This is a genomic window from Caldichromatium japonicum, from assembly GCF_011290485.1.
Taxonomy (GTDB): Bacteria; Pseudomonadota; Gammaproteobacteria; order Chromatiales; family Chromatiaceae; genus Thermochromatium; species Thermochromatium japonicum.
In genome coordinates this window covers 2,126,042-2,144,960 of the sequence record NZ_CP048029.1, presented here as the reverse complement: position 1 = coordinate 2,144,960, position 18,919 = coordinate 2,126,042, and the positions used below count along the sequence as shown (strand labels likewise).

19 protein-coding genes and 1 pseudogene are annotated in these 18,919 nt (G+C 60.6%); 8 read left to right on the top strand and 12 right to left on the bottom strand.

The window, feature by feature from the left end:
* Window positions 1–46: 46 nt before the first annotated feature.
* The 3 genes from GWK36_RS10425 to gspG are packed head-to-tail and all read right to left on the bottom strand — an operon-like array spanning window position 47 to window position 1,359.
* Window positions 47–442 (bottom strand): type IV pilus modification PilV family protein, encoded by a 396-nt coding sequence (locus tag GWK36_RS10425; RefSeq protein ID WP_166271078.1) that lies wholly within the window; start codon window positions 440–442, stop codon window positions 47–49.
* Window positions 439–903 carry a GspH/FimT family pseudopilin gene (locus tag GWK36_RS10420; RefSeq protein ID WP_246237529.1) on the bottom strand — a complete coding sequence of 155 codons (465 nt, stop codon included), beginning with the start codon at window positions 901–903 and terminating at the stop codon, window positions 439–441. Before GWK36_RS10420 ends, GWK36_RS10425 begins: the two co-directional genes overlap by 4 nt.
* 6 nt (window positions 904–909) lie before the next feature.
* Entirely contained in the window at window positions 910–1,359 is a 450-nt protein-coding gene (gene gspG / locus GWK36_RS10415) for a type II secretion system major pseudopilin GspG (RefSeq protein ID WP_166271077.1), read from the bottom strand.
* 226 nt (window positions 1,360–1,585) lie between these two features.
* On the opposite strand from gspG, the gene GWK36_RS15460 reads away from it, so the two are divergent.
* Together GWK36_RS15460 and GWK36_RS10405 are read left to right on the top strand one after the other, a co-directional pair.
* Window positions 1,586–2,311 carry a hypothetical protein gene (locus GWK36_RS15460; RefSeq protein ID WP_246237528.1) on the top strand — a complete coding sequence of 242 codons (726 nt, stop codon included), beginning with the start codon at window positions 1,586–1,588 and terminating at the stop codon, window positions 2,309–2,311.
* Window positions 2,312–2,502: 191 nt separating this feature from the next.
* A complete protein-coding gene (locus GWK36_RS10405; RefSeq protein ID WP_166271075.1) occupies window positions 2,503–4,371 on the top strand; it encodes a serine/threonine-protein kinase in 1,869 nt (622 codons plus the stop codon).
* Window positions 4,372–4,398: 27 nt separating this feature from the next.
* Here the strand turns inward: GWK36_RS10405 and GWK36_RS10400 are convergent, their stop codons facing one another.
* Complete coding sequence (locus GWK36_RS10400; protein WP_166271074.1) at window positions 4,399–5,097, bottom strand: OmpA family protein; 699 nt, start codon at window positions 5,095–5,097, stop codon at window positions 4,399–4,401.
* Between the two features lie 181 nt (window positions 5,098–5,278).
* On the opposite strand from GWK36_RS10400, the gene GWK36_RS10395 reads away from it, so the two are divergent.
* The 4 genes from GWK36_RS10395 (at window position 5,279) to moaE (ending at window position 7,433) form a co-directional block, all read left to right on the top strand.
* The gene (locus tag GWK36_RS10395) at window positions 5,279–6,100 is read left to right on the top strand and encodes an IS630 family transposase (RefSeq protein ID WP_166271073.1); all 822 of its coding nucleotides are present in this window, start codon (window positions 5,279–5,281) and stop codon (window positions 6,098–6,100) included.
* Between the two features lie 124 nt (window positions 6,101–6,224).
* Window positions 6,225–6,362, top strand: coding sequence for a MerR family DNA-binding transcriptional regulator (locus GWK36_RS16105; protein ID WP_166270144.1), 138 nt, complete (start codon window positions 6,225–6,227; stop codon window positions 6,360–6,362).
* A gap of 5 nt (window positions 6,363–6,367) precedes the next feature.
* The gene (locus GWK36_RS10385; protein WP_210756756.1) at window positions 6,368–6,964 is read left to right on the top strand and encodes a zinc ribbon domain-containing protein; all 597 of its coding nucleotides are present in this window, start codon (window positions 6,368–6,370) and stop codon (window positions 6,962–6,964) included.
* Between the two features lie 13 nt (window positions 6,965–6,977).
* Window positions 6,978–7,433: a molybdopterin synthase catalytic subunit MoaE gene (moaE, locus tag GWK36_RS10380; protein WP_166271072.1), complete on the top strand. Its 456-nt coding sequence runs from the start codon at window positions 6,978–6,980 to the stop codon at window positions 7,431–7,433.
* On the opposite strand, the gene GWK36_RS10375 is transcribed toward moaE, so the two are convergent.
* The 6 genes from GWK36_RS10375 to GWK36_RS10350 are packed head-to-tail and all read right to left on the bottom strand — an operon-like array spanning window position 7,430 to window position 13,198.
* On the bottom strand, window positions 7,430–7,783 hold the full coding sequence (locus GWK36_RS10375) for a Na+/H+ antiporter subunit G (protein ID WP_166271071.1): 354 nt from the start codon (window positions 7,781–7,783) through the stop codon (window positions 7,430–7,432). The two genes, moaE and GWK36_RS10375, sit on opposite strands and share 4 nt — an antisense overlap.
* Before the next feature lie 7 nt (window positions 7,784–7,790).
* Window positions 7,791–8,060: a K+/H+ antiporter subunit F gene (locus GWK36_RS10370; RefSeq protein ID WP_166271070.1), complete on the bottom strand. Its 270-nt coding sequence runs from the start codon at window positions 8,058–8,060 to the stop codon at window positions 7,791–7,793.
* On the bottom strand, window positions 8,054–8,545 hold the full coding sequence (locus GWK36_RS10365; protein WP_166271069.1) for a Na+/H+ antiporter subunit E: 492 nt from the start codon (window positions 8,543–8,545) through the stop codon (window positions 8,054–8,056). The genes GWK36_RS10370 and GWK36_RS10365 overlap by 7 nt, the downstream gene beginning before the upstream one ends.
* On the bottom strand, window positions 8,542–10,062 hold the full coding sequence (locus GWK36_RS10360; RefSeq protein ID WP_166271068.1) for a monovalent cation/H+ antiporter subunit D: 1,521 nt from the start codon (window positions 10,060–10,062) through the stop codon (window positions 8,542–8,544). The genes GWK36_RS10365 and GWK36_RS10360 overlap by 4 nt, the downstream gene beginning before the upstream one ends.
* A gap of 3 nt (window positions 10,063–10,065) precedes the next feature.
* Window positions 10,066–10,401, bottom strand: coding sequence for a Na+/H+ antiporter subunit C (locus GWK36_RS10355; protein ID WP_166271067.1), 336 nt, complete (start codon window positions 10,399–10,401; stop codon window positions 10,066–10,068).
* Between the two features lies 1 nt (window position 10,402).
* Complete coding sequence (locus GWK36_RS10350; RefSeq protein ID WP_166271066.1) at window positions 10,403–13,198, bottom strand: monovalent cation/H+ antiporter subunit A; 2,796 nt, start codon at window positions 13,196–13,198, stop codon at window positions 10,403–10,405.
* A gap of 192 nt (window positions 13,199–13,390) precedes the next feature.
* On the opposite strand from GWK36_RS10350, the gene GWK36_RS10345 reads away from it, so the two are divergent.
* Window positions 13,391–15,277: a DEAD/DEAH box helicase gene (locus GWK36_RS10345; protein WP_166271065.1), complete on the top strand. Its 1,887-nt coding sequence runs from the start codon at window positions 13,391–13,393 to the stop codon at window positions 15,275–15,277.
* Between the two features lie 210 nt (window positions 15,278–15,487).
* On the opposite strand, the gene GWK36_RS10340 is transcribed toward GWK36_RS10345, so the two are convergent.
* Window positions 15,488–16,174, bottom strand: coding sequence for a transposase (locus GWK36_RS10340; protein WP_425482751.1), 687 nt, complete (start codon window positions 16,172–16,174; stop codon window positions 15,488–15,490).
* Window positions 16,175–16,645: 471 nt separating this feature from the next.
* A complete protein-coding gene (locus tag GWK36_RS10335) occupies window positions 16,646–17,629 on the bottom strand; it encodes an IS5 family transposase (protein ID WP_166271064.1) in 984 nt (327 codons plus the stop codon).
* 126 nt (window positions 17,630–17,755) lie between these two features.
* Between GWK36_RS10335 and GWK36_RS10330 the strand changes: the two are divergent.
* Window positions 17,756–18,919 (top strand): annotated as a pseudogene (locus GWK36_RS10330) (cache domain-containing protein); the annotation flags it as partial.

Here is an 18,919-nt window from a genome sequence, read left to right as displayed (position 1 = left end):
CCCCCCGCACCAACATGGATCCTTCACTCGGTCTTCAGCCATCGTTTCAGGGTTGGGACAGGCGAAGCCTTAAGGTCGAGAGGGTCACCTGCCGCGGGCGTCCGGCATCGATCCAGAGCACCCGAGCATCGACGCGATAAGGGATGACAGGTAATTCGCTCGTCCCGAACGCCTCGGTCAGGTCGAGCTCGACCAGGGTGAGCTCCCAGCTAAAGCCGCTTGCGGTCTCACCGGAAAGCACCCCGGGTGCTAGGGCGATGTCATGGCTGACGCGATTGAGCAAGGACTCGGCCAGGGTTGCGGCCTGCGTATACTGGGCCGCGGCGATGGTCGTCTGGGTCGCGCGCCCGAAGATCGCGAGCAGCACCCCCAGCATCAGGGCCAGGATCGCGAAAGCGACCAAGATCTCGAGCAGGGAAAAGCCCTGTTGTTCTAGCCTCATCGCTCGGACCAGGTATCGAGCGCGATCCGCCCCGTTAGCCAGGCCACCCCTACCTGATAGCCGTGGCCGCGATAGGCCAGGGTCAGCCGTCCCCCCGTCGAGCTCCCATCAGGAAAGAAACGGATGGTGCCGCGCTGGGCATCGATCAACTCAGAGCCAGCGATCTCAAAACTGAGATCCAAGCGCTCAGGGATGCTTAGGGGCCGCTTGCCGGGGAGCGTCAGCCGATGCCCCTCGAGGTCGATGATCACGGCGATAGGCTCTCCGCGCTGGATAGCGAGCTCGCGCGCAAGCCGCAGGGTCGCAGCGGTTTGGCGGGCAGACGATTTGAGTTCCATCCCCGGTAGCGCGGCGGATAACAGCGCTGGCATGGCGGTCATGATCAGCGCCGCGATCGCCATCACCACCAGCAGCTCGACCAGGGTGAAGCCGCGCCCTGAGCCTCGGTGACACCTCGACACCGAACACTAATCCCAGCTCGTCACATCGGCGTTCTCGCCCTCGCCGCCCTCGCGGTTATCGGCACCGAGCGACCAGATATCAAAGGCCCCGTGCTGTCCAGGGAACAGATAATAGTAGTCGAAGCCCCAGGGGTCCTTCGGCACCTCTTTTTTCTTCAGGTACGGGCCATTCCAGTTCGGCACATTTCCAGGTTTTTCGACCAATGCCCTAAGCCCTTCGGCCTCGGTCGGATAACGTCCAATCTCAAGACGATACAGATCCAAGGCTGCCGCCAGATCTTCGATTTGCAGCTTGGCCGTCTTGCTTTTGGAACTGCCTAAAAACTTCATCACCTGGGGCCCTACCAAACCGGCCAAGAGACCCAGGATGGCCAGGACCACCAAGAGTTCAACCAAGGTAAAGCCGCGGGTAAGGCGGGGTGTCAGGGGCGTCTGCCGAGATGGATATTTGTTCATGGATGAATCATCGCGATACCAAGCACGTGACAGTGAATCGACGGGGCCTGGAAACTTGCGCCAGACCCCTGGGTTTCAGAGATAGGATAAACCTAAGACGCAGTGATGCGGCAATTTGATGAGCGGCAATCAAGAAACGGGGGGCAACCCCACTTGCTGTTGTGCAGGGCAAAAGGCTTCTGGCCTGCTGGCGGGTTATGCAAAATTGTGCAAAGGAAAGCGCCTCTTGATCCAGTACCTCGCCTGCACGCTCCCCGAGGTCGAGGCGAGGCTTGGGGTGCGCGGGGAACTGGATCTTGGCCAGCCGATGCCTCGTTTTATCCTCGAGGGCGATTGGCAAGGGCTGCGCTGGCCAGTGACCGGTGCGCCTGAGATTCACAGCAATGCCGGCACCTTTGCTGCCCAAGGGGATCTCCAGAGCTTTACCTATCGTCTTGCCGGTCAGGCCGCGGGCAGGGGGGCTCATGGATGTCGCGGTCGAGCTGGCGGGGCAGGGGGGGCGCATGACACCCGTATCGATACCCTGGTCATCCATGCCCTTGACGGGAAGCTGGGCCCAGGCGAGGCTTGCTGTCGGGACCTATATCGCGCCCAGGGTCTATATGGAATACGAAGCGGGCTGGGGGTTGCGGTCCTCAGCCAGGGGTGGTTTGGACCGCCTTGCGCAGGCATCTTGCCTGTCTGGTGCGCATCCGCTGGTGCGAGCATCTGGATCGATGCATCCTTCCCGAGCGGCGATGTGGGATCTGATGCCAGCCCAGTATTTTTGGGTCCATCGCCGTTTCAAGACCCGACCCCCCGTCACCCGCCCAATCACATTCTGAATGTGCTCAGGCCCCGTAAAGGTCGCACGCTGCCCCTCCCCAATGTCCAAACGGCTAAAACTATGAAACAGATTGGCCCCACGCACCGTCCCCAGCTCCGCACCTACCGTCATCTCCCGACCCGATAGCTCCACCATCGGCCCCACCGCCCCATCAGTCAGAATCTGGGCGTCCAGTGCATTGAGCAGCGCGGCGGCGATCAAGAGGCCCAGTGCCATTGCCAAGGATGGCGTTTGCGTATTCAATGTCTGCGCCCCCATTTGCCCCAACCTCGAATCCAGCGGGTGCGCGCTGCGCACCCTATCACCAAGGATAGACGATGGATGCGCCCCCTGATCTTGCCCCCTTGCCGCCTGGGACGCGGCTGCATGCCTTAGTCATCCGCAAGACCCTAGGGCGAGGGGGCGTGGGAATCGTCTATGCTGCCGAGCACGAGATCCTCAGCGAGACCTTTGCGATCAAGGAGTTTTTACCCGAGCAGCTTGCGCGCCGGGTTGCGGGCCATCGTGTCGCCGCCCTGCCCGGCAAGGAGCGGATCTATGAGGGGCTCAAGCGTAAGTTCATGGAGGAGGGCCAGACCCTGGTCGAGCTCGCCCGTCCACGCCCGCATCCCAACCTGGTCCAGGTCACCGATGCCTTTTATGAAAACGATACGGTGTATCTGTGCATGCGCTTTGAGCGCGGCCGGCCCTTGGACGAGGTGCTCAAGGAACACGGGCCACTGTCAGAAACAGAGGCGCGGGAATTGCTCTTACCGCTCCTGGATGGACTGGCCCACGCCCATGCCCAGGGCGTCTGGCATCGCGACATTAAGCCATCGAACATCCTGATCCGCGAGGATGGATCGCCGGTGCTCATCGATTTCGGGGCGGCGCATCGCGAGCGCCCGAACGGGGCGATGAGCATCATCGCCCAATATACCCCGAGCTTTGCCGCGCCCGAGCAGCTCTATGACGGGGTGCAAGGCCCGTGGACCGATGTCTATAGCCTGGCTGCGACCCTCTATTACGCCGCGACCGGCCAGCTTCCGCCCTCCCGGCTCGAACCGGGTTGGCAGGACCAATGGCCGGGCTATAGCCCTGTCTTTCTGCGGGCGATCGAGGTGGGATTGAGCTTTGATCCAGACAAGAGACCCAAGGATGCAACCAGTTGGCGCGGTCTGTTTGACTCGGCTGACCATACCCTCCCCTTGCCCGGATCTTTGGCCGATGCAGACACTGAACGCACGCAGGTCGTCCATCCAACCCCAGGCAGGCGTATCGAACCCGAGCAAGCAGCTACCGCACCGTACCAGCGCTCCACTCCACAGCGGAAACAGACTGCGCCCCCTTCAGCCCATACACCTGCCCACCCCTGGCACTGGGCCCGATGGTCTGCGGCCGGTGCTGTGGTGCTCTCGCTCGTGCTCGGTGCTGGGTGGATGATGCTCAATCAACGCCACCCCTCTCAGCCTGCCGTTGCACCTTCCCCTGTACAAGCGCCGGACATCGAGGTGCTCAGCAAGAGGCTCAATCTCGCCGACCTGGACTGCGCCCGTGTTGAATTGCGTCTCTATGGTACTCAGACGCTTGGTCTAGCCGGTTACTTGCGCGATGCGGGTCAATTGACGGCGCTTCTCAATCAGTTACACGCCCTGAATCCTAAGCTCGACATCGAAACCCGTGCGCTGGCCTTTGCGGCGCCCTTCTGTGAGCTTATCAGCCAGATAGAACGCCTCGCGCCGGCATCTGATCAGTACCCCAGTGCCCCGATTCTCAGTTTCAACAACCCAGACCGGCTTTATCACGAGGATCAATACCTGGTACTCAATGTGATCAACCCAGGCATTCTAGGGGGATATCTCTATCTGGACTTTGTGGATAGCCACCAGCAGATCGTACATCTCTTCCCCAATCCGGATCAGCCGGATAACTTCATCGCCCCGGGTAAGCAGATCCGCATCGGCGCCCAGGATGCCGATGAATGCACCCGCACCCCGGATGCCTGTTTTGTCGTCTCGCGACCGCATGGCAATAACCTGATCTTGGCCCTCTGGAGCGAGTCGCCGCTGTTGGAGCGCTGGCGCTCGCTACCATCCGAGCCTGCCGCTGACTATTTGGCCGCATTGGAGACCTTTTTTTACGGTCTTGCGCCTCATGCGCCCTACCGGCGCGCGGTTTCTTATTACTTCTTTACGACCAGCGAATAAAACGCGGATGGTATACGCCTTGCGCGCTTATTCACCGATCGGGCGCAGCCGTACCCGACGATTGATGCTGGCCGCCGGGTGTTCGGGGTCATAGAGCTCGCGCTCGCCCTTGCCGATCGTAACGATCCGCCTCGGGTCGATGCCGCAACGTTCGACGAGATAGCGCTCGGTAGCCTGGGCGCGCTGCTCCGAGAGCCGCTGGTTATAATCCTCTGCGCCCATGGCATCGGTGTGCCCCTCGATCAACCAGGTGACCTGGCTAAATTGCGGACGGCTAAGCGCCTGTCCGAGCTTATTGAGTTCATCCATCGCCTCTGTGGTCAGGCGCGCCGAGTCATAGCCGAAATAGATCGAGACGCCGTCGGCATAGTCTGCGGAATTTGCCGACGGCTGATAGATATCCGAACCCGCAGCGGCTGAAGCTGCCGCAATGGGCACGGGTTTAGCGCCTGCCGACTGCATCGGGCGGCGAGCGGCGGAGACGGTTTGCGTCTGACGGGCGCTGCTCGGCGCATGCTGAACTGGAGCTGAGGGTGTCTGGGGCGCGGCTGCGGGTAAACGCTCGCGTCCCGTCACCAGGCCGCGTTTGCGTTCCATGAGCCGGTTCAGTGCCTGCTCATAATCCTCGACACTCGCGCCGCGTTTCATATATTCCTCAGCGCTGGCATCGACCAACCATATCCCCGCTATCATTGCCAATACCCAGATCGCGAGATTTATCTTCATCGCACTCTCCTGCTGTTCGCTTGGCCGGTGTGACCACAGGTCTCGGCATTCTTAACAAGAAACACATGCTTTTGAAATTAAGTGAGCTGTCCAGATGTCGTGGGCATGGAAAGACGAGACATGAGATTGCTGTCGTTTGCGGCGCGCGAAGGGGCCCAAGGGCAAGGGGGGTGGGCGCAAGGTGGGCGAGAAGCGGGCGCTGTTGGCGGAGCAGGACGCCCAGATACGCAAGCTCATGTGCGACGGGACACCGGATGAGCTGAAGCTGCCGTTTGCGCTGTGGAGCCGGCAGGCGGTGCGGCAGTTGATCCTCGACCGTTTTGGCATCGAGCTCAGGCCGCAGGGGGAGGGCAAGTACATGGCGCGCTGGGGATTGACGCCCCAGAAACCGATTCGGCGCGCCTATGAGCAAAGCCCGCCGGCGGGCAAGACGTGGCTTGAGGAGATCTACCCGGACATTGCCCGGCGCGCCAAGGCCGAGGGCGCCGAAATCCACTGGGGCGATGAAACGGGGCTGCGCTCGGACGAGGTGCGCGGGCGCTCTTATGCGCCGGCGGGCAAGACGTCCGAGATTCGCGTCACGCACCGTCGCGAAGGCCTGTCGGTGATCTCGACGCTGACCAACCGCGGCAAGGTGCCTTGGAAGGCGTTCGCGGGGGCGATGAACGCCGACATCCTGATCGACTTCATGAAGCGGCTCGTCAAGGACGCCAGGGGCAAGAAGATCTTCCTCATCCTCGACAACCTGCGCGTGCATCACACCAAGCCAGTCAAAGCCTGGCTGGCTGCATGCGCCAATCAAATCGAGGCGTCCTCCCTCCCCCCCTACAGCCCAGCACTGAACCCCAACGAGATGCTCAAGGCCACCATCACCGCGCAGGCGCCCTCCCGCGCCAAGGGCGATCTGAAGAAGGCGACCGTCAGCCACCTGCGCCGCCTTCTCAATTCCCCCCAACGCATCATGCGCTACTTCCAGCATCCCAAGCTCCATGATGCCGCGTAATATAAGTTCATTGGTTTCGGATCAATAATAGATCATGTCGCGCAGGGGATGGGCGAAGCGGCTTTTTACAGAAGGAGCCAACCCTAGTATTACAAGCTATGCGTGATAGTGGATAATTTTCCACATGGAAAGCGCGATGATGGGCACAGGCAAGGCGGCGAAGCGGCTTGGCGTCTTGGTCAAGACCTTGCAACGCTGGGAGCGCGAAGGGGGTTTGATCCTGGTGGCGCGAACAGTCGCGAGGCACAAATCCGCGAGTTGATTGGCTTGCGCAGTAAGGTATCAGAGCCAACGCGGATTGATGCCCATGCCCAACCGTTTGCCGATCTTGCCAAAGCCTGGGATCGATTCTTTGCCGATATCAAGGCCGGAAAGAAGGCTCACGCGCTTCAGTTCAAGAAGAAAGGCCGGTGCCACGATAGCTTCTATGTTGCTAACGACAAGTTCCGCGTCTCGGACAAGACCATTTGCCTGCCCAAGAGCGGTGAGGTCGCCATGACCGAGGCGTTGTGCTTCGATGGCAAGATTCTTGGTGCGACCGTTTCGCGTACTGCGGATCGCTGGGATCCGAGCAGCCGCCTGTGTTCGGTCTGTGGTTGGGAGAATGAGATGTTGGCGTTGAAGGATCGGGAATGGACGTGTCCTCAATGCGGCACGCGCCATGATCGGGACATCAATGCCGCGCTCAATCTCAAACGGCTGGCAACCGCAACTGCCCTACCCGTGGCGAGTCCGTCCGGTAACGGCGGAGCTACAGCAGAGAGGGTCTCTGCCGCAGTCGGGAAAGTCACGCCTGTCAGAGACGAATGCACTCCGCATTCGGGGCAGGAAGAGCACAGTGCGCCTGTTTGCGCACTTTCTTGAGAGCAGCGACGGCATGCAAGAGGTCTCTATCCGGACCGAGCCCTTTGATCCCCAGGCCGAACAGTCGGCGCTTTCGCTGAGCCAGGGCGAGATCGGGGCCGTGGTGACTTTTGTCGGTCTCATGCGCGACCGCAACGCGGGGCGGACCGTCGAACGCATGCTGCTCGAGCATTATCCGGACATGACCGAGCGGTCGCTTGCCGCTTTAGTCACCGAGGCCAAGGCGCGTTGGCCGGTCGAGCGGGTGAGGATCGTCCATCGGGTGGGCTGGCTTGTGCCTGGCGATCCCATCGTCTTTGTAGGGGTCGCAAGCCGACATCGAGAGGCGGCCTTTCGCGCCTGTGAGTTTCTGATCGATGTCCTAAAGACCCGAGCGCCCTTCTGGAAAAAGGAGCTCACCGATCAGGGCGAGCATTGGGTCGAGGCCAGGCTGACGGATGCCCGGGCCGTGCAACGCTGGTCGGGTTAGGGGCGATTGACCTGGCCGTCGTTTTGCTCCGTCTCGATCACCAGGCGCGGCAATCTGACGCTCGATGGAAGTCGCAGATGGAGGGCGGCCTTGGATAAGAGGTGGGCGCTCACCGGCGCGGTGATGAAGAGAAACAAGGTCACCAGCACCTCATGGAAGCTCAACCCCGACTCGCGTGTGCTGAAGTGGAGCATGGATGCAATCAATAGACTTCCCACGCCCAGGGTCGTCGCCTTAGTCGGACCATGCAGTCGGGTATAAAAATCCGGCATTCGCACCAGGCCCAAGGACCCGATGAAGGTGAAGAGTCCACCGCTCAGGATGAGGGCTGCCAGTAGGTATTCGGCCATCGGGCACCTATTCGATGATGTCGCCGCGCAAGAGATATTTACATAGGGCGACCGTTCCAACAAAGCCCATCATCGCGATCAGGAGCGCCGCCTCGAAATAGAGCGCCGAATCCAAATGGATGCCCAAAAGCACAAGGAGGGCGATGGCATTCACATATAGGGTGTCCAGCGCCAGGATGCGATCTAAGGCCGAGGGTCCGGTGATGAGGCGCCACAGGTTCAGGGCAATGGCGCCGCCGACCAGGGCGAAGGCAAGGGCGAGCGCAATCTTCAACATGACTCAAAGACCTTGCGCAGTGGTGTTTCATAGCGCCGCTTGATCACAGCGACCAGGGCTTCGGGGTCAGGGACATCAAGGCCCTGGACGACCAAAAAGCGCCGGTCAGGGCTCAACCAGGACGATACGGTCCCAGGTGTCAGCGAGATGGTATTGGCCAGGAGGCTGATGCCGATCTCAGAGCGCAGATCCAAAGGTACGACGACAAAGGCTGGCCGAATATGGCGGGGTCCGCGGATGATCAGCCAGGCGACCTGGACATTGGCTATCAGGATGTCGCCGCAAACGATCAGGACAAAGCCCAACAAGGTCAGTGGATGGTGGATGATCGTGCGCTCCGGCCAGAAACGACTGGTAAACAGAGGGATCAACCAGCCAAGCAATACACCGAGCGCGATCTGGCCCGGGCTGAGGCTGTTGGCAAGCAGGACCCAGATGAAGGCCAGCAACAGGCTGAGGAACGGGTGCGGCAGCCAGCGGTTCATGGTCGGTCCACCTGCAAGACTGCGTGGAGATAGTCCCCCGCATCGCATAATTGGCCGGCAAGCGCCTGCGCTGCATCCAGCATCCAGCCTGCACCGATCGTCAAGGCCAGAGCGAGCATGAGCAATCCCAGGGTCGGCCAAGGCAAGTACCCCGGTATGGGTTTGGGGTGATCGCGCCCCTCCATGACTGCGGGGCGCCGATGGAGAAATAACAGGGTCCCGGAACGGGCCAGGGCCAAGAGGGCGATTAAACTGCTGAACAGAATGACTCCGAAGATCCAGGGCCAGTCGCCTGTATCGAGGGCAGCGCTCAGTATCCCAAGTTTACCGATAAAACCGGACAGGGGTGGTAGACCCACGACCAGGATGGCGATCACCACGAACAGCCCCCCCAGTAGCCCTGCTTGAGCCAGGGCCGGTCCGGGCGCCAAGCGATCGGCAAGGGAGTCACGGTTGCGCGCGATCGGATCGGCCAGCAGGAAAAAGGCTGCGGTTACCAGGGTACTGTGCGTTAGGTAATACAGCCCTGCCGCGATGCTTGCGCGCGTTTCAACCCCAAATGCCACGAATACTAGACCCACCGAGGCGACGGTCAGGTGGGCGATCTGTTGCCGCAAGGCGGTGGCTGCCAAGGCGCCCAACGCACCCAGGACGAGGCTGATGAGCCCCAGGATCAATAGCCAGTCATCGTAGAGCCCGCTCAAGGGGCCGGCGTTGTCCCCAAAGAACAGGGTCTCGATGCGCAACAGGGCATAGGCTCCGACCTTGGTCATGATGGCAAAGAACGCGGCAACCGGCGCACTTGTCGCGGCATAGGCCGGGGGTAGCCAAAGGTGCAAGGGTGCAAGGGCCGCCTTGAGCGCAAACACGGTGAACAACAAGAAGGCGGCAGCCCGCACTGGCCCTTGGTCATCGGCTGGTATCTGAGCGATCTTGAGCGCTAGATCGGCCAGATTGAGCGTCCCGAGCAGTCCATAGAAGGTGCCGGCAGCGAAGAGAAACAGGGTTGAGCCGACGAGATTGATCACTACGAATTGCAGACCAGCGCGCACCCGTTCGGTACCCCCGCCGTGGATCAGCAGGGCATAGGATGCCGAGAGCAGGACCTCGAAAAAGACGAATAGGTTGAAGAGATCGCCGGTTAAAAAGGCACCATTGACCCCGAAGAGCTGCCAGTGGAAGAGCGGGTGGAAATGGCACCCCGCGCGATCGGTCCCGCGGAATGCGTCAAGGAGGGCGAACAGGGCCAGCAACGCGGTCAGCACAAGCATCCAAGACGTCAGGCGGTCGGCGACCAGCACGATCCCCCAGGGTGGAGGCCAGTTCCCCAGATGATAGACCAACACGACACCGCCGCTGGTGAGGTGCCAAAGCTCGATGGCGAGCAGGAGTTGGACCCAGACAGCCGCTAAACTGAGGGTGCGGCGCGCTGGCGATGACAGGGTCAGGCCTAGCAAGAGCAGGGCGATCCCCGCTAGGAGCGGGACGAGGAGAGGGGCGATGACAAGATGGCTCATTGCCTAGAGTTCCTGATCCGTCCGCCCATCGACATGATCGCTGTTGAGTTCGACGTATGCCTTAAGCGCCAGCACGATCACAAAGGCCGTCATCGCAAAGCCGATCACGATGGCGGTGAGCACGAGGGCCTGGGGCAGGGGATCGGTGTACTGGCCTGCACGCGGATCGATGATCGGTGGAGCGCCCAGGATCAGACGACCGCTCGCAAATAAAAACAGATTGACCGCATAGCTCAGGAGGGCCAGCCCCAAGACGACGGCAAAGCTGCGAGCGCGCAGCAGCAGATAGACACCGCCTGCGGTCAATGTACCGATCATCAGGCTCAATAGGGCTTCCATTTCAGCCTCGCTTGCCAGGATGGGTGGCGCGATGCATGCCTCCCAACTGGATCAGGATCAAAAGTGTCGCACCGACCACGACCAGATAGACCCCGAGATCGAACAGCATCGCTGAGACGAGCTCAAAATCACCGACGATCGGCCAATGGACATGGATGAATGCCGAGGTGAGGAATGGATGGCCGAACCAGAGGCTGGCAAGTCCCGTTAGGCTGGCCAGCAAGAGCCCAGCGCCGATGGGGGGGAGCATGTTGCCGGACAGGCGCTGATGGGTCCAGGTTACGCCATTGCTCAGATATTGCAGGATCAAAGCCACAGCGCTGATCAACCCAGCGATGAAGCCACCGCCCGGGGCGTTGTGCCCGCGCAGTAAGATAAAGACTGCGACCAATAAGGCCAGGGGTAATAGCAAACGCGACAGGACCGCCATGATCACTGGATGCAGGTCCCAATTCCAGGGTCTCCCCTCGTTATCCCGTGTCAACCCCGGCAGACGCAGCCCCTTGAGCAAGGCATGGATGGCGAGTGCAGCGAGGGCCAGCACTGTGATCTCGCCCAGCGTATCAAAACCGCGGAAATCGACCAGGATCACATTGACGACATTAGCGCCCCCGCCCTTGGGTAGGCTGTTGTCCAGGAAATAGCCCGAGATCGGAGTAAAGGGGCGTGTCAGTATACTCATACTCAGCAACCCAGTGCCCAGGCCAAAGGCGCATGCAACCAGGGCATCGCGTCCGACCCGCACCCGGCCCGGCTCGTCCGGACTCTGCTGGGGTAGAAAATAGAGCGCCAGCAGCAGCAAGACGATGGTCACGATCTCGACCACGAGCTGGGTCAAGGCCAGATCAGGGGCAGAGAACTTGACGAAGACCAGGGACACCAGCAATCCTAAGGCCCCGACCACAATGAGTGCTGTGAATCGTTGTTTCTGTAATCCGAGGGTCGTTAGGATGACCAAAATGAATCCTGCTGTGATCATCAGACTCATGCCATCGATCGGCATCAGGATGCGACTGCCGAGTAAAGGGGCGCTGGCGCCAACGAATCCCCAGGTACCCAAGGCCAAAGCTGCGAGCAGCAGGAACAACAGGCGCTGTTGCAATGAACTGCCATCGAGCCGGCGCGTGATCCAGGCTGCAAACAGCCTGAGCTCGGCCAGCGACCGTTCATAGAGGATGCCTGCATCAATGCGCCTTTCTAGGCGTGCAGCCAGGCGGAATAGGCGGCGGCGCAGCGCATAGAGAAAGACCCCAGCCAGCAGTGCAGTCAGGCTCATGACCACAGGCAGCTCAAAGCCATGCCAGATGCCCAGGTCAAACTCAGGCAGCGGGCCTTGCAGGACGCTTCCTGCTGCTAGACGCAGGATAGGATCGACCGTCACTTCTGGCACGATGCCGACCAAAAGACAGGCCCCCACCAGTACGGCTGCCGGTACCTTCATCCAAAAGGGCGGTTCATGGGGCATGCGCGGCAGGTCGACGGGTGTGCCGTTGAAAAAGACGTCGTGGATGAACCGCAGCGAATAGGCAACCGCCAGGGCGCCAGCGATAACGACCAAGAGCGGAAGGAGCCACCCATGGTCCAGGCCCGTGGCAAAGTTGGCGGTCTCGGCAAAAAACATCTCCTTGGACAAAAAGCCGTTGAACAACGGTACACCCGCCATCGAGGCCGCAGCGACCATTGCCAGGGTGCCGGTATAGGGCATAAAGCGCCATAGCCCATTGATCCGGCGCATATCGCGTGTCCCACATTCATGATCGATGATCCCTGCCGCCATGAATAAGGAAGCCTTGAAGGTCGCATGGTTGAAGACATGGAAGACCGCCGCGACCGCGGCCAGGGGGGTGCCCATCCCCAGCAGCAGGGTGATCAGTCCCAGATGACTGATGGTCGAATAGGCCAGCAGTCCCTTTAGATCATGCTTAAAGAGTGCGATCCAGGCCCCAAACAGCAGGGTCACCAGGCCGGCACCCATGACGAGCCAGGTCCAAGCGGTTGTACCTGAGAGCACTGGAAACAAACGTGCCAAGAGAAAGATCCCCGCCTTGACCATAGTCGCTGAGTGCAGATAGGCCGAGACCGGGGTCGGGGCGACCATGGCCCGCGGGAGCCAGAAATGGAAAGGACACTGTGCGGATTTGGTGAAGACACCTAGCAGAATTAGGATCAACAGCGGGATATAGAGCGGATCGGCGCGGACCGCCTCTCCGCGCACCAAAACCGCCGATAGCTGATGGCTGCCAGCGACCTCGCCCAGCAATAAGATCCCGCCGAGCAAGGCAAGGCCACCCATGCCGGTGATCGCCAGGGCCATGCGCGCCCCCTGCCGGCTCTCGCGCTTACGGTATGAGTAGCTGATCAACAGAAACGATGAGAGGCTGGTCAGCTCCCAAAAGACCAGCATCAGGATCAGGTTTTCGGAGAGGACGATACCGAGCATCGCCCCCATGAAGAACAAGAGATAGGCGTAAAAACGGCCCAAATCATCGCGTTCCGGCAGGTAGTAGCGGGCGTAGAGGATGACCAACAGCCCGATCGCTAGGATCAAGAGCGCAAACAAGAGGCCCAAGCCGTCGAGCCGCAGGTCTAGATCGACACCCAGCATGGGGACCCACTCCAAATGCCAGAGCAGGGTTTGGCCCGCAGCCACTGAGGGTATCTCGGTCACCAGACAAAGGACAGCGCCCGAGGTTATGATGCCCGCTGTCCAAGCAGACTTGATGCGTCCGAACCTGGACGCCCAGAAGGCTGTAGGCGCCCCGAACAGCGGGAGGAGGATCGTGAACAGTAAAGACATGGCTTGATAATTGTGTCATAGGCCCAGAAATCATCCTGAAGTTGCCCTAAGGTGTCCTGAATTCGTCATCGCTGACCTTGTTTCAGCCGATCTTACCGCAGATAATAATCTACTTCCCGCGATCCACCCTATGCTGGCCGATCGGCCTTCTCCATGGGCTCGCCTTCCCTGCCGTTTTGAGAACCCTCCATCATGGACACCCCAGTTGCAACGAGCGTCGGCTTCGACGCACTCGGTCTTTCTCCCATCATCGTCGAGAGCGTGCTCAAGCTCGGCTATGAGTCGCCGACGGCAATCCAAAGCCAGTGTATCCCGCATCTCCTGGCCGGACGCGACCTCCTCGGTCAGGCCCAAACCGGCACTGGCAAGACCGCGGCCTTTGCCCTGCCCCTTCTCCATCGCCTCGACCTCAATCTGCCGCGCCCCCAAGTCCTGGTCCTAACCCCTACCCGTGAGCTCGCACTTCAGGTTGCCGAGGCCTTTCAACGCTATGCCAATGGGCTTGGTGGATTTCATGTCCTGCCGATCTACGGTGGACAGGGCTATGGGCACCAGCTCACCCAACTCAAGCGCAATCCCCAGGTCATCGTCGGCACGCCGGGGCGGGTGATCGACCATATCCGGCGCGGGACCTTGAACCTCGAGGCGATCCGCACCCTGGTGCTGGACGAGGCCGACGAGATGCTCAACATGGGCTTCGCCGAGGATATCGACTGGATCTTCGATCAGCTCCCGCCGGGGCTCCAGGTGGCGCTCTTTTCGGCTACCATGCCGCCCGAGATCCGGCGTGTCGCCCAGCAGCGTCTGGTGGATCCGGTTGAGGTCAAGATCACCGCCGAGTCCGAGACGGTCGAGACCATCGACCAGCAGCATTGCATCGTCACCCGGCCCCACAAGCTCGACGCGCTCACCCGCATCATGGAGCTAGAGGTATTCGACGGACTCTTGATCTTTGTCCGCACCAAGAATGCGACCCTAGAGTTGGCCGATCTGCTGAAGGCGCACGGCTTTGCTGCCGAGCCGCTCAACGGCGACATGAATCAAGAACTGCGCGAGCGCACCATCGAGCGTCTTAAACAAGGCCAGCTCGATGTCCTGGTGGCCACGGACGTGGCGGCGCGCGGCCTAGACGTCGAGCGCATCACCCATGTCATCAACTATGACATCCCGACCGACCCCGCGGCCTATGTCCATCGGATCGGACGCACCGGACGCGCTGGCCGCACGGGACGCGCCATTCTGCTGGTCGAGCCGCGCGAACGTAATCTCTTGCGCTCGATTGAGCGCACCATCCGCCGGCGCATCCCGGCGATGGAGCTCCCCTCGGCGGCGGCGCTCAGCCAATCGCGCATCGATCGTTTCATCGCCGAGGTGCGCAAGACCCTGCTCGAACAGGACCTGGATTTCTTCTACCGTCTCCTTGCACGGATCAACCAAGAGCAAGAGATCGAGATGCTCGACCTCGCCGCTGCACTCGCCTATCTCAACCAACGCGAGCGGCCCCTCAATATCCAGGAAGACCTCCCGCCTGCTGCATTCGGCCGGCGCCAGGATGCCTCTGACCGCCAGCCCCGCCAGCGTGAGCGCGGCGCTAAGCGGCAGGAAGAGCGCAGCTGGAGCGAACGCCCGCGCCACGCGGACCGTTTTGCCCATGAACGCCAGCCCCGTGCAGAACGCACCGCAGAGTCGGATCTTGTGCCCTATCGGATCGAGGTTGGGCGGCAACATGGTGTGACCCCGCGGGAGATCGTCGGCGCCATCGCCAACGAGTCTGGGCTTGCAGGGCGCTATATCGGACGGATCGAGATCCATGAGGATCATGCGCTCGTGGCCCTGCCAGCCGGTATGCCGCGCGAGATCCTGCAACATCTCAAACGCGTCCATATCCGTGGCCAGGCCCTGCGGATCAGGCCGCTGCATGCCCAACCCGAGACCCGGTTTGCAGAAGACGGACGAAACCGCCCCCGCCCCCAGGAAAACCCTGCCCGACCAGGCCGCGACGAGACCGCAGAACGGGGATTCAAACCTGCCTGGGGCAATCCCTTCGCCCCCCTCCCGGGCCGCAAATTCCGTCCTTGAAGGACAGGGCAGGCAGCAACAGCCTCGCTATATTGAACCGCTGACCGGGGGCGGTTTTGCCCTGCACGGGAGCAGCTCATCCCCGCCGGCATGGGCCTAATCCCTGATGCCTGCATCCCCTGGGACTGAGCGGCGCAGGCCCTTGGCCTCGCCCTCCCCTGGATGATGGACGTTCTATGCTACTATTGATCCGAAGCCACTGAACTTGTATTACGCGGCATCATGGAGCTTGGGATGCTGGAAGTAGCGCATGACGCGTTGGGGGGAATTGAGAAGGCGGCGCAGGTGGCTGACGGTCGCCTTCTTCAGATCGTCCTTGGCGCGGGAGGGCGCCTGCGCGGTGATGGTGGCCTTGAGCATCTCGTTGGGGTTCAGTGCTGGGCTGTAGGGGGGGGAGGACGCCTCGATTTGATTGGCGCATGCAGCCAGCCAGGCCTTGACCGGCTTGGTGTGATGCACGCACAGGTTGTCGAGGATGAGGAAGATCTTCTTGCCCCTGGCGTCCTTGACGAGCCGCTTCATGAAGTCGATCAGGATGTCGGCGTTCATCGCCCCCGCGAACGCCTTCCAAGGCACCTTGCCGCGGTTGGTCAGCGTCGAGATCACCGACAGGCCTTCGCGACGGTGCGTGACGCGAATCTCGGACGTCTTGCCCGCCGGCGGGCTTTGCTCATAGGCGCGCCGAATCGGTTTCTGGGGCGTCAATCCCCAGCGCGCCATGTACTTGCCCTCCCCCTGCGGCCTGAGCTCGATGCCAAAACAGCCGAGGATCAACTGCCGCACCGCCTGCCGGCTCCACAGCGCAAACGGCAGCTTCAGCTCATCCGGTGTCCCGTCGCACATGAGCTTGCGTATCTGGGCGTCCTGCTCCGCCAACAGCGCCCGCTTCTCACCCACCTTTCCTTGAGCCCTTGGGCCCCTTCGCGCCCATAGCCTTTGCAGATGTCGAACACCCCTGCGCCCAACAATCCCCTCTGCGCGCCTATCGCTTCATACCTCCAGCCACGCCGCCGCTCTTCGCGCGCCGCAAACGACAGCAATCTCATGTCTCGTCTTTCCATGCCCACGACATCAGGACAGCTCACTCAATTTCAAAAGCATGTGTTTCTTAATCAATAAGAAAGGGGGTGAGTCATGACTGATCAGATTGAATCTGATTAGCTCATAAATCTGGCGAAATTGTTTGGCGTTCGACAGAACACCAACGAGGGCACCTCGAATAACCCACTATTTTGATGGGACCCGGTCAAAGCGCGATGCCACTGACTGAATCCGGCTCAACTTCCTCAACAAATCGCTGCTTTTTCAAGCAGCGTTGCCCGGTTTTTACCCCGAAGTGGGCGGTGGCCATTCGGCCCATGTTGGGCGTTATGCGGGCACGATGCCCACTCGCTGGAAGAACGCCAGTCGCTTCAGATTGTAGCAGGCCGCCATCATCGTCATCGCAAAGTTGGCACGCGCTTGACCAATGGTGCGGATCAGTTTGCCGCCCATCTGCGCAATGGCCGCAAACACATGTTCAACACAGGCTCGTGTCTTCGCAATGCCATGGTTGCGCCGCTGCTGCGCTTCAGACAGCGGCTTGTTCCGATAGCCGTTCGCTTTCAGCCAGGCTTCTCGTTCCTCGCACGGATAGCCTCGGTCGGCAAAGACCTCCCGGCTGGTGTTGGCCGGGTCCATGACCGCCTCAAAGTGCTGGCTGTCGTGGGTGCTGGTGGTGTCGGTGACGATCTTGCGGATGAATTTGTACCTCTTGTCGACGTTGACCGTGAGCTTGTAGCCATAGTGGCTCTTGCCATGCTTCTGGCGCCGCTTGACCGGCTTCCAATCCGCGGGCATGGCGTCTTCGTTCAGCGGTTCCTTGGCGTCCTTGGTGAAGTGCTGCCGGGGCGCGGGAACCCGCGTGGCGTCGATGATCTGCCCACCCCGGGCGATCAAACCCTTCTTGAGCAGTTGCGCGCTGAGGCCATCGAAGATGGCTTTGGCGCCGGCTTCGCCGATCCGGTTCTCAAACACCCACACAGTCGTCCGGTCAGGAATGTTGGCGGCTTGGGCCAGACCACAGAAGCGCTTGTAGCTCATGCGGTCCAGCAATTGATACTCCATCTGCTCGTCAGACAGGTTGTACAGGCGTTTCAAGACCAGAATGCGCACCATGGTTTCAGCGGGGAACGGTGGCCGGCCACCTTGCAGACTCACCGAGCGCGGGGCCATGCGGTCAACTTCCAACGCCAAGGCTTCCAAGTCGATGGCGCCTTCTATCTCAACCAATGGATCGCCCAACTTGTCGATCTTCTCCCGCTGTTGGCAGTCTGCAAACAGGTCCGTCTTGATGGCGCGGCACTTCTTCATGGCGGTCAGGTCGGCTCAAAATCAGATGACAGCATGTTTAACCCAGCAAGGCTCTGGTGGAGGTTTTTCGAGGTGCCCAAATTATAATTGGGCTCGTATCTTCCGCTGTGATACCTGGAGCCCATCGTGAAAGAATCTTTCAAGAGCCTGAGTATCAAGACCCGTCTCTCCTCGATCATTGCCATCGTGATCGTCGGTCTGCTGACCGTGGCGGCTTTCCTGGTTTATGAGCAGCAACGTTCCTTGCTGGAAGACCGCAAGGTCAAGACCCAGCATCTGGTCGAGACGGTGCATGGCATCCTGGTGCATTACCATGGATTGCAGGTGAAGGGCGAATTGAGCGAAGAGCAGGCGAAAGCGGCGGCGCTGGCGGTGATCAAGGGCCTGCGCTACCAGGAAAAGGAGTATTTCTGGATCAATGACATGCAGCCCAGGGTGGTGATGCATCCGATCAAGCCGGAATTGGATGGCCGGGATGTCAGCGACCTGAAAGACCCGAATGGCAAGCGCCTGTTCGTGGCCTTTGTCGAGACCGTGAAAAAACAGGGGAGAGGCTTTGTGGACTACCAGTGGCCCAAACCCGGTGCGGACAAGCCGGTGGACAAGATTTCCTTCGTGCAGGGTTTCGAACCTTGGGGCTGGATCGTGGGCTCTGGTATTTACCTCGATGACATACGGGCGATCTTCCTGAACGGCATGGCCTGGGTAATGGGTATCGTGCTCGTCGTGACCTTGCTGATCTACTTCATCCTGCATGCCATCATCCGCGGCATCACCCTGCCCATGGCCGAGTTGCAGCAGGCCATGCGCAATATCCAGACTTCCAGCGATCTGACCCTGCGCGTGCCGGTGCGGCGGCAGGATGAGATCGGTTCCATGGCACAGTCCTTCAACGAAATGGTGGCCAGTTTCCAGGGCATCATCCAGCGGGTGATCGCTAGCGCGCAAGAGGTGTTCGGAAGTTCCGATTATCTCCATCGCGCCTCGCGCAAGGTTTCCGACAGTTCGCGGGCGCAAAGCGATGCGGCGGCCGGCATGGCGGCCGCCACCGAAGAGATGATGGCGAGCATAGAGCATGTCTCGGAAAATGCGCGCCGCACCTATGACATCGTGCGGCGATCGGGCGACGCTTCCTTGGCAGGAGAAAACATCGTCAACAGCGCGGCCGAGGAGATGAAGCTCATCGCCGAGGCAGTGAATGTATCCTCCGTCTCCATCAATCAGCTCGGCGAAGAATCCAAGCGGATTTCGGAGATCGTCAAGGTCATCAAGGAGATCGCCGACCAGACC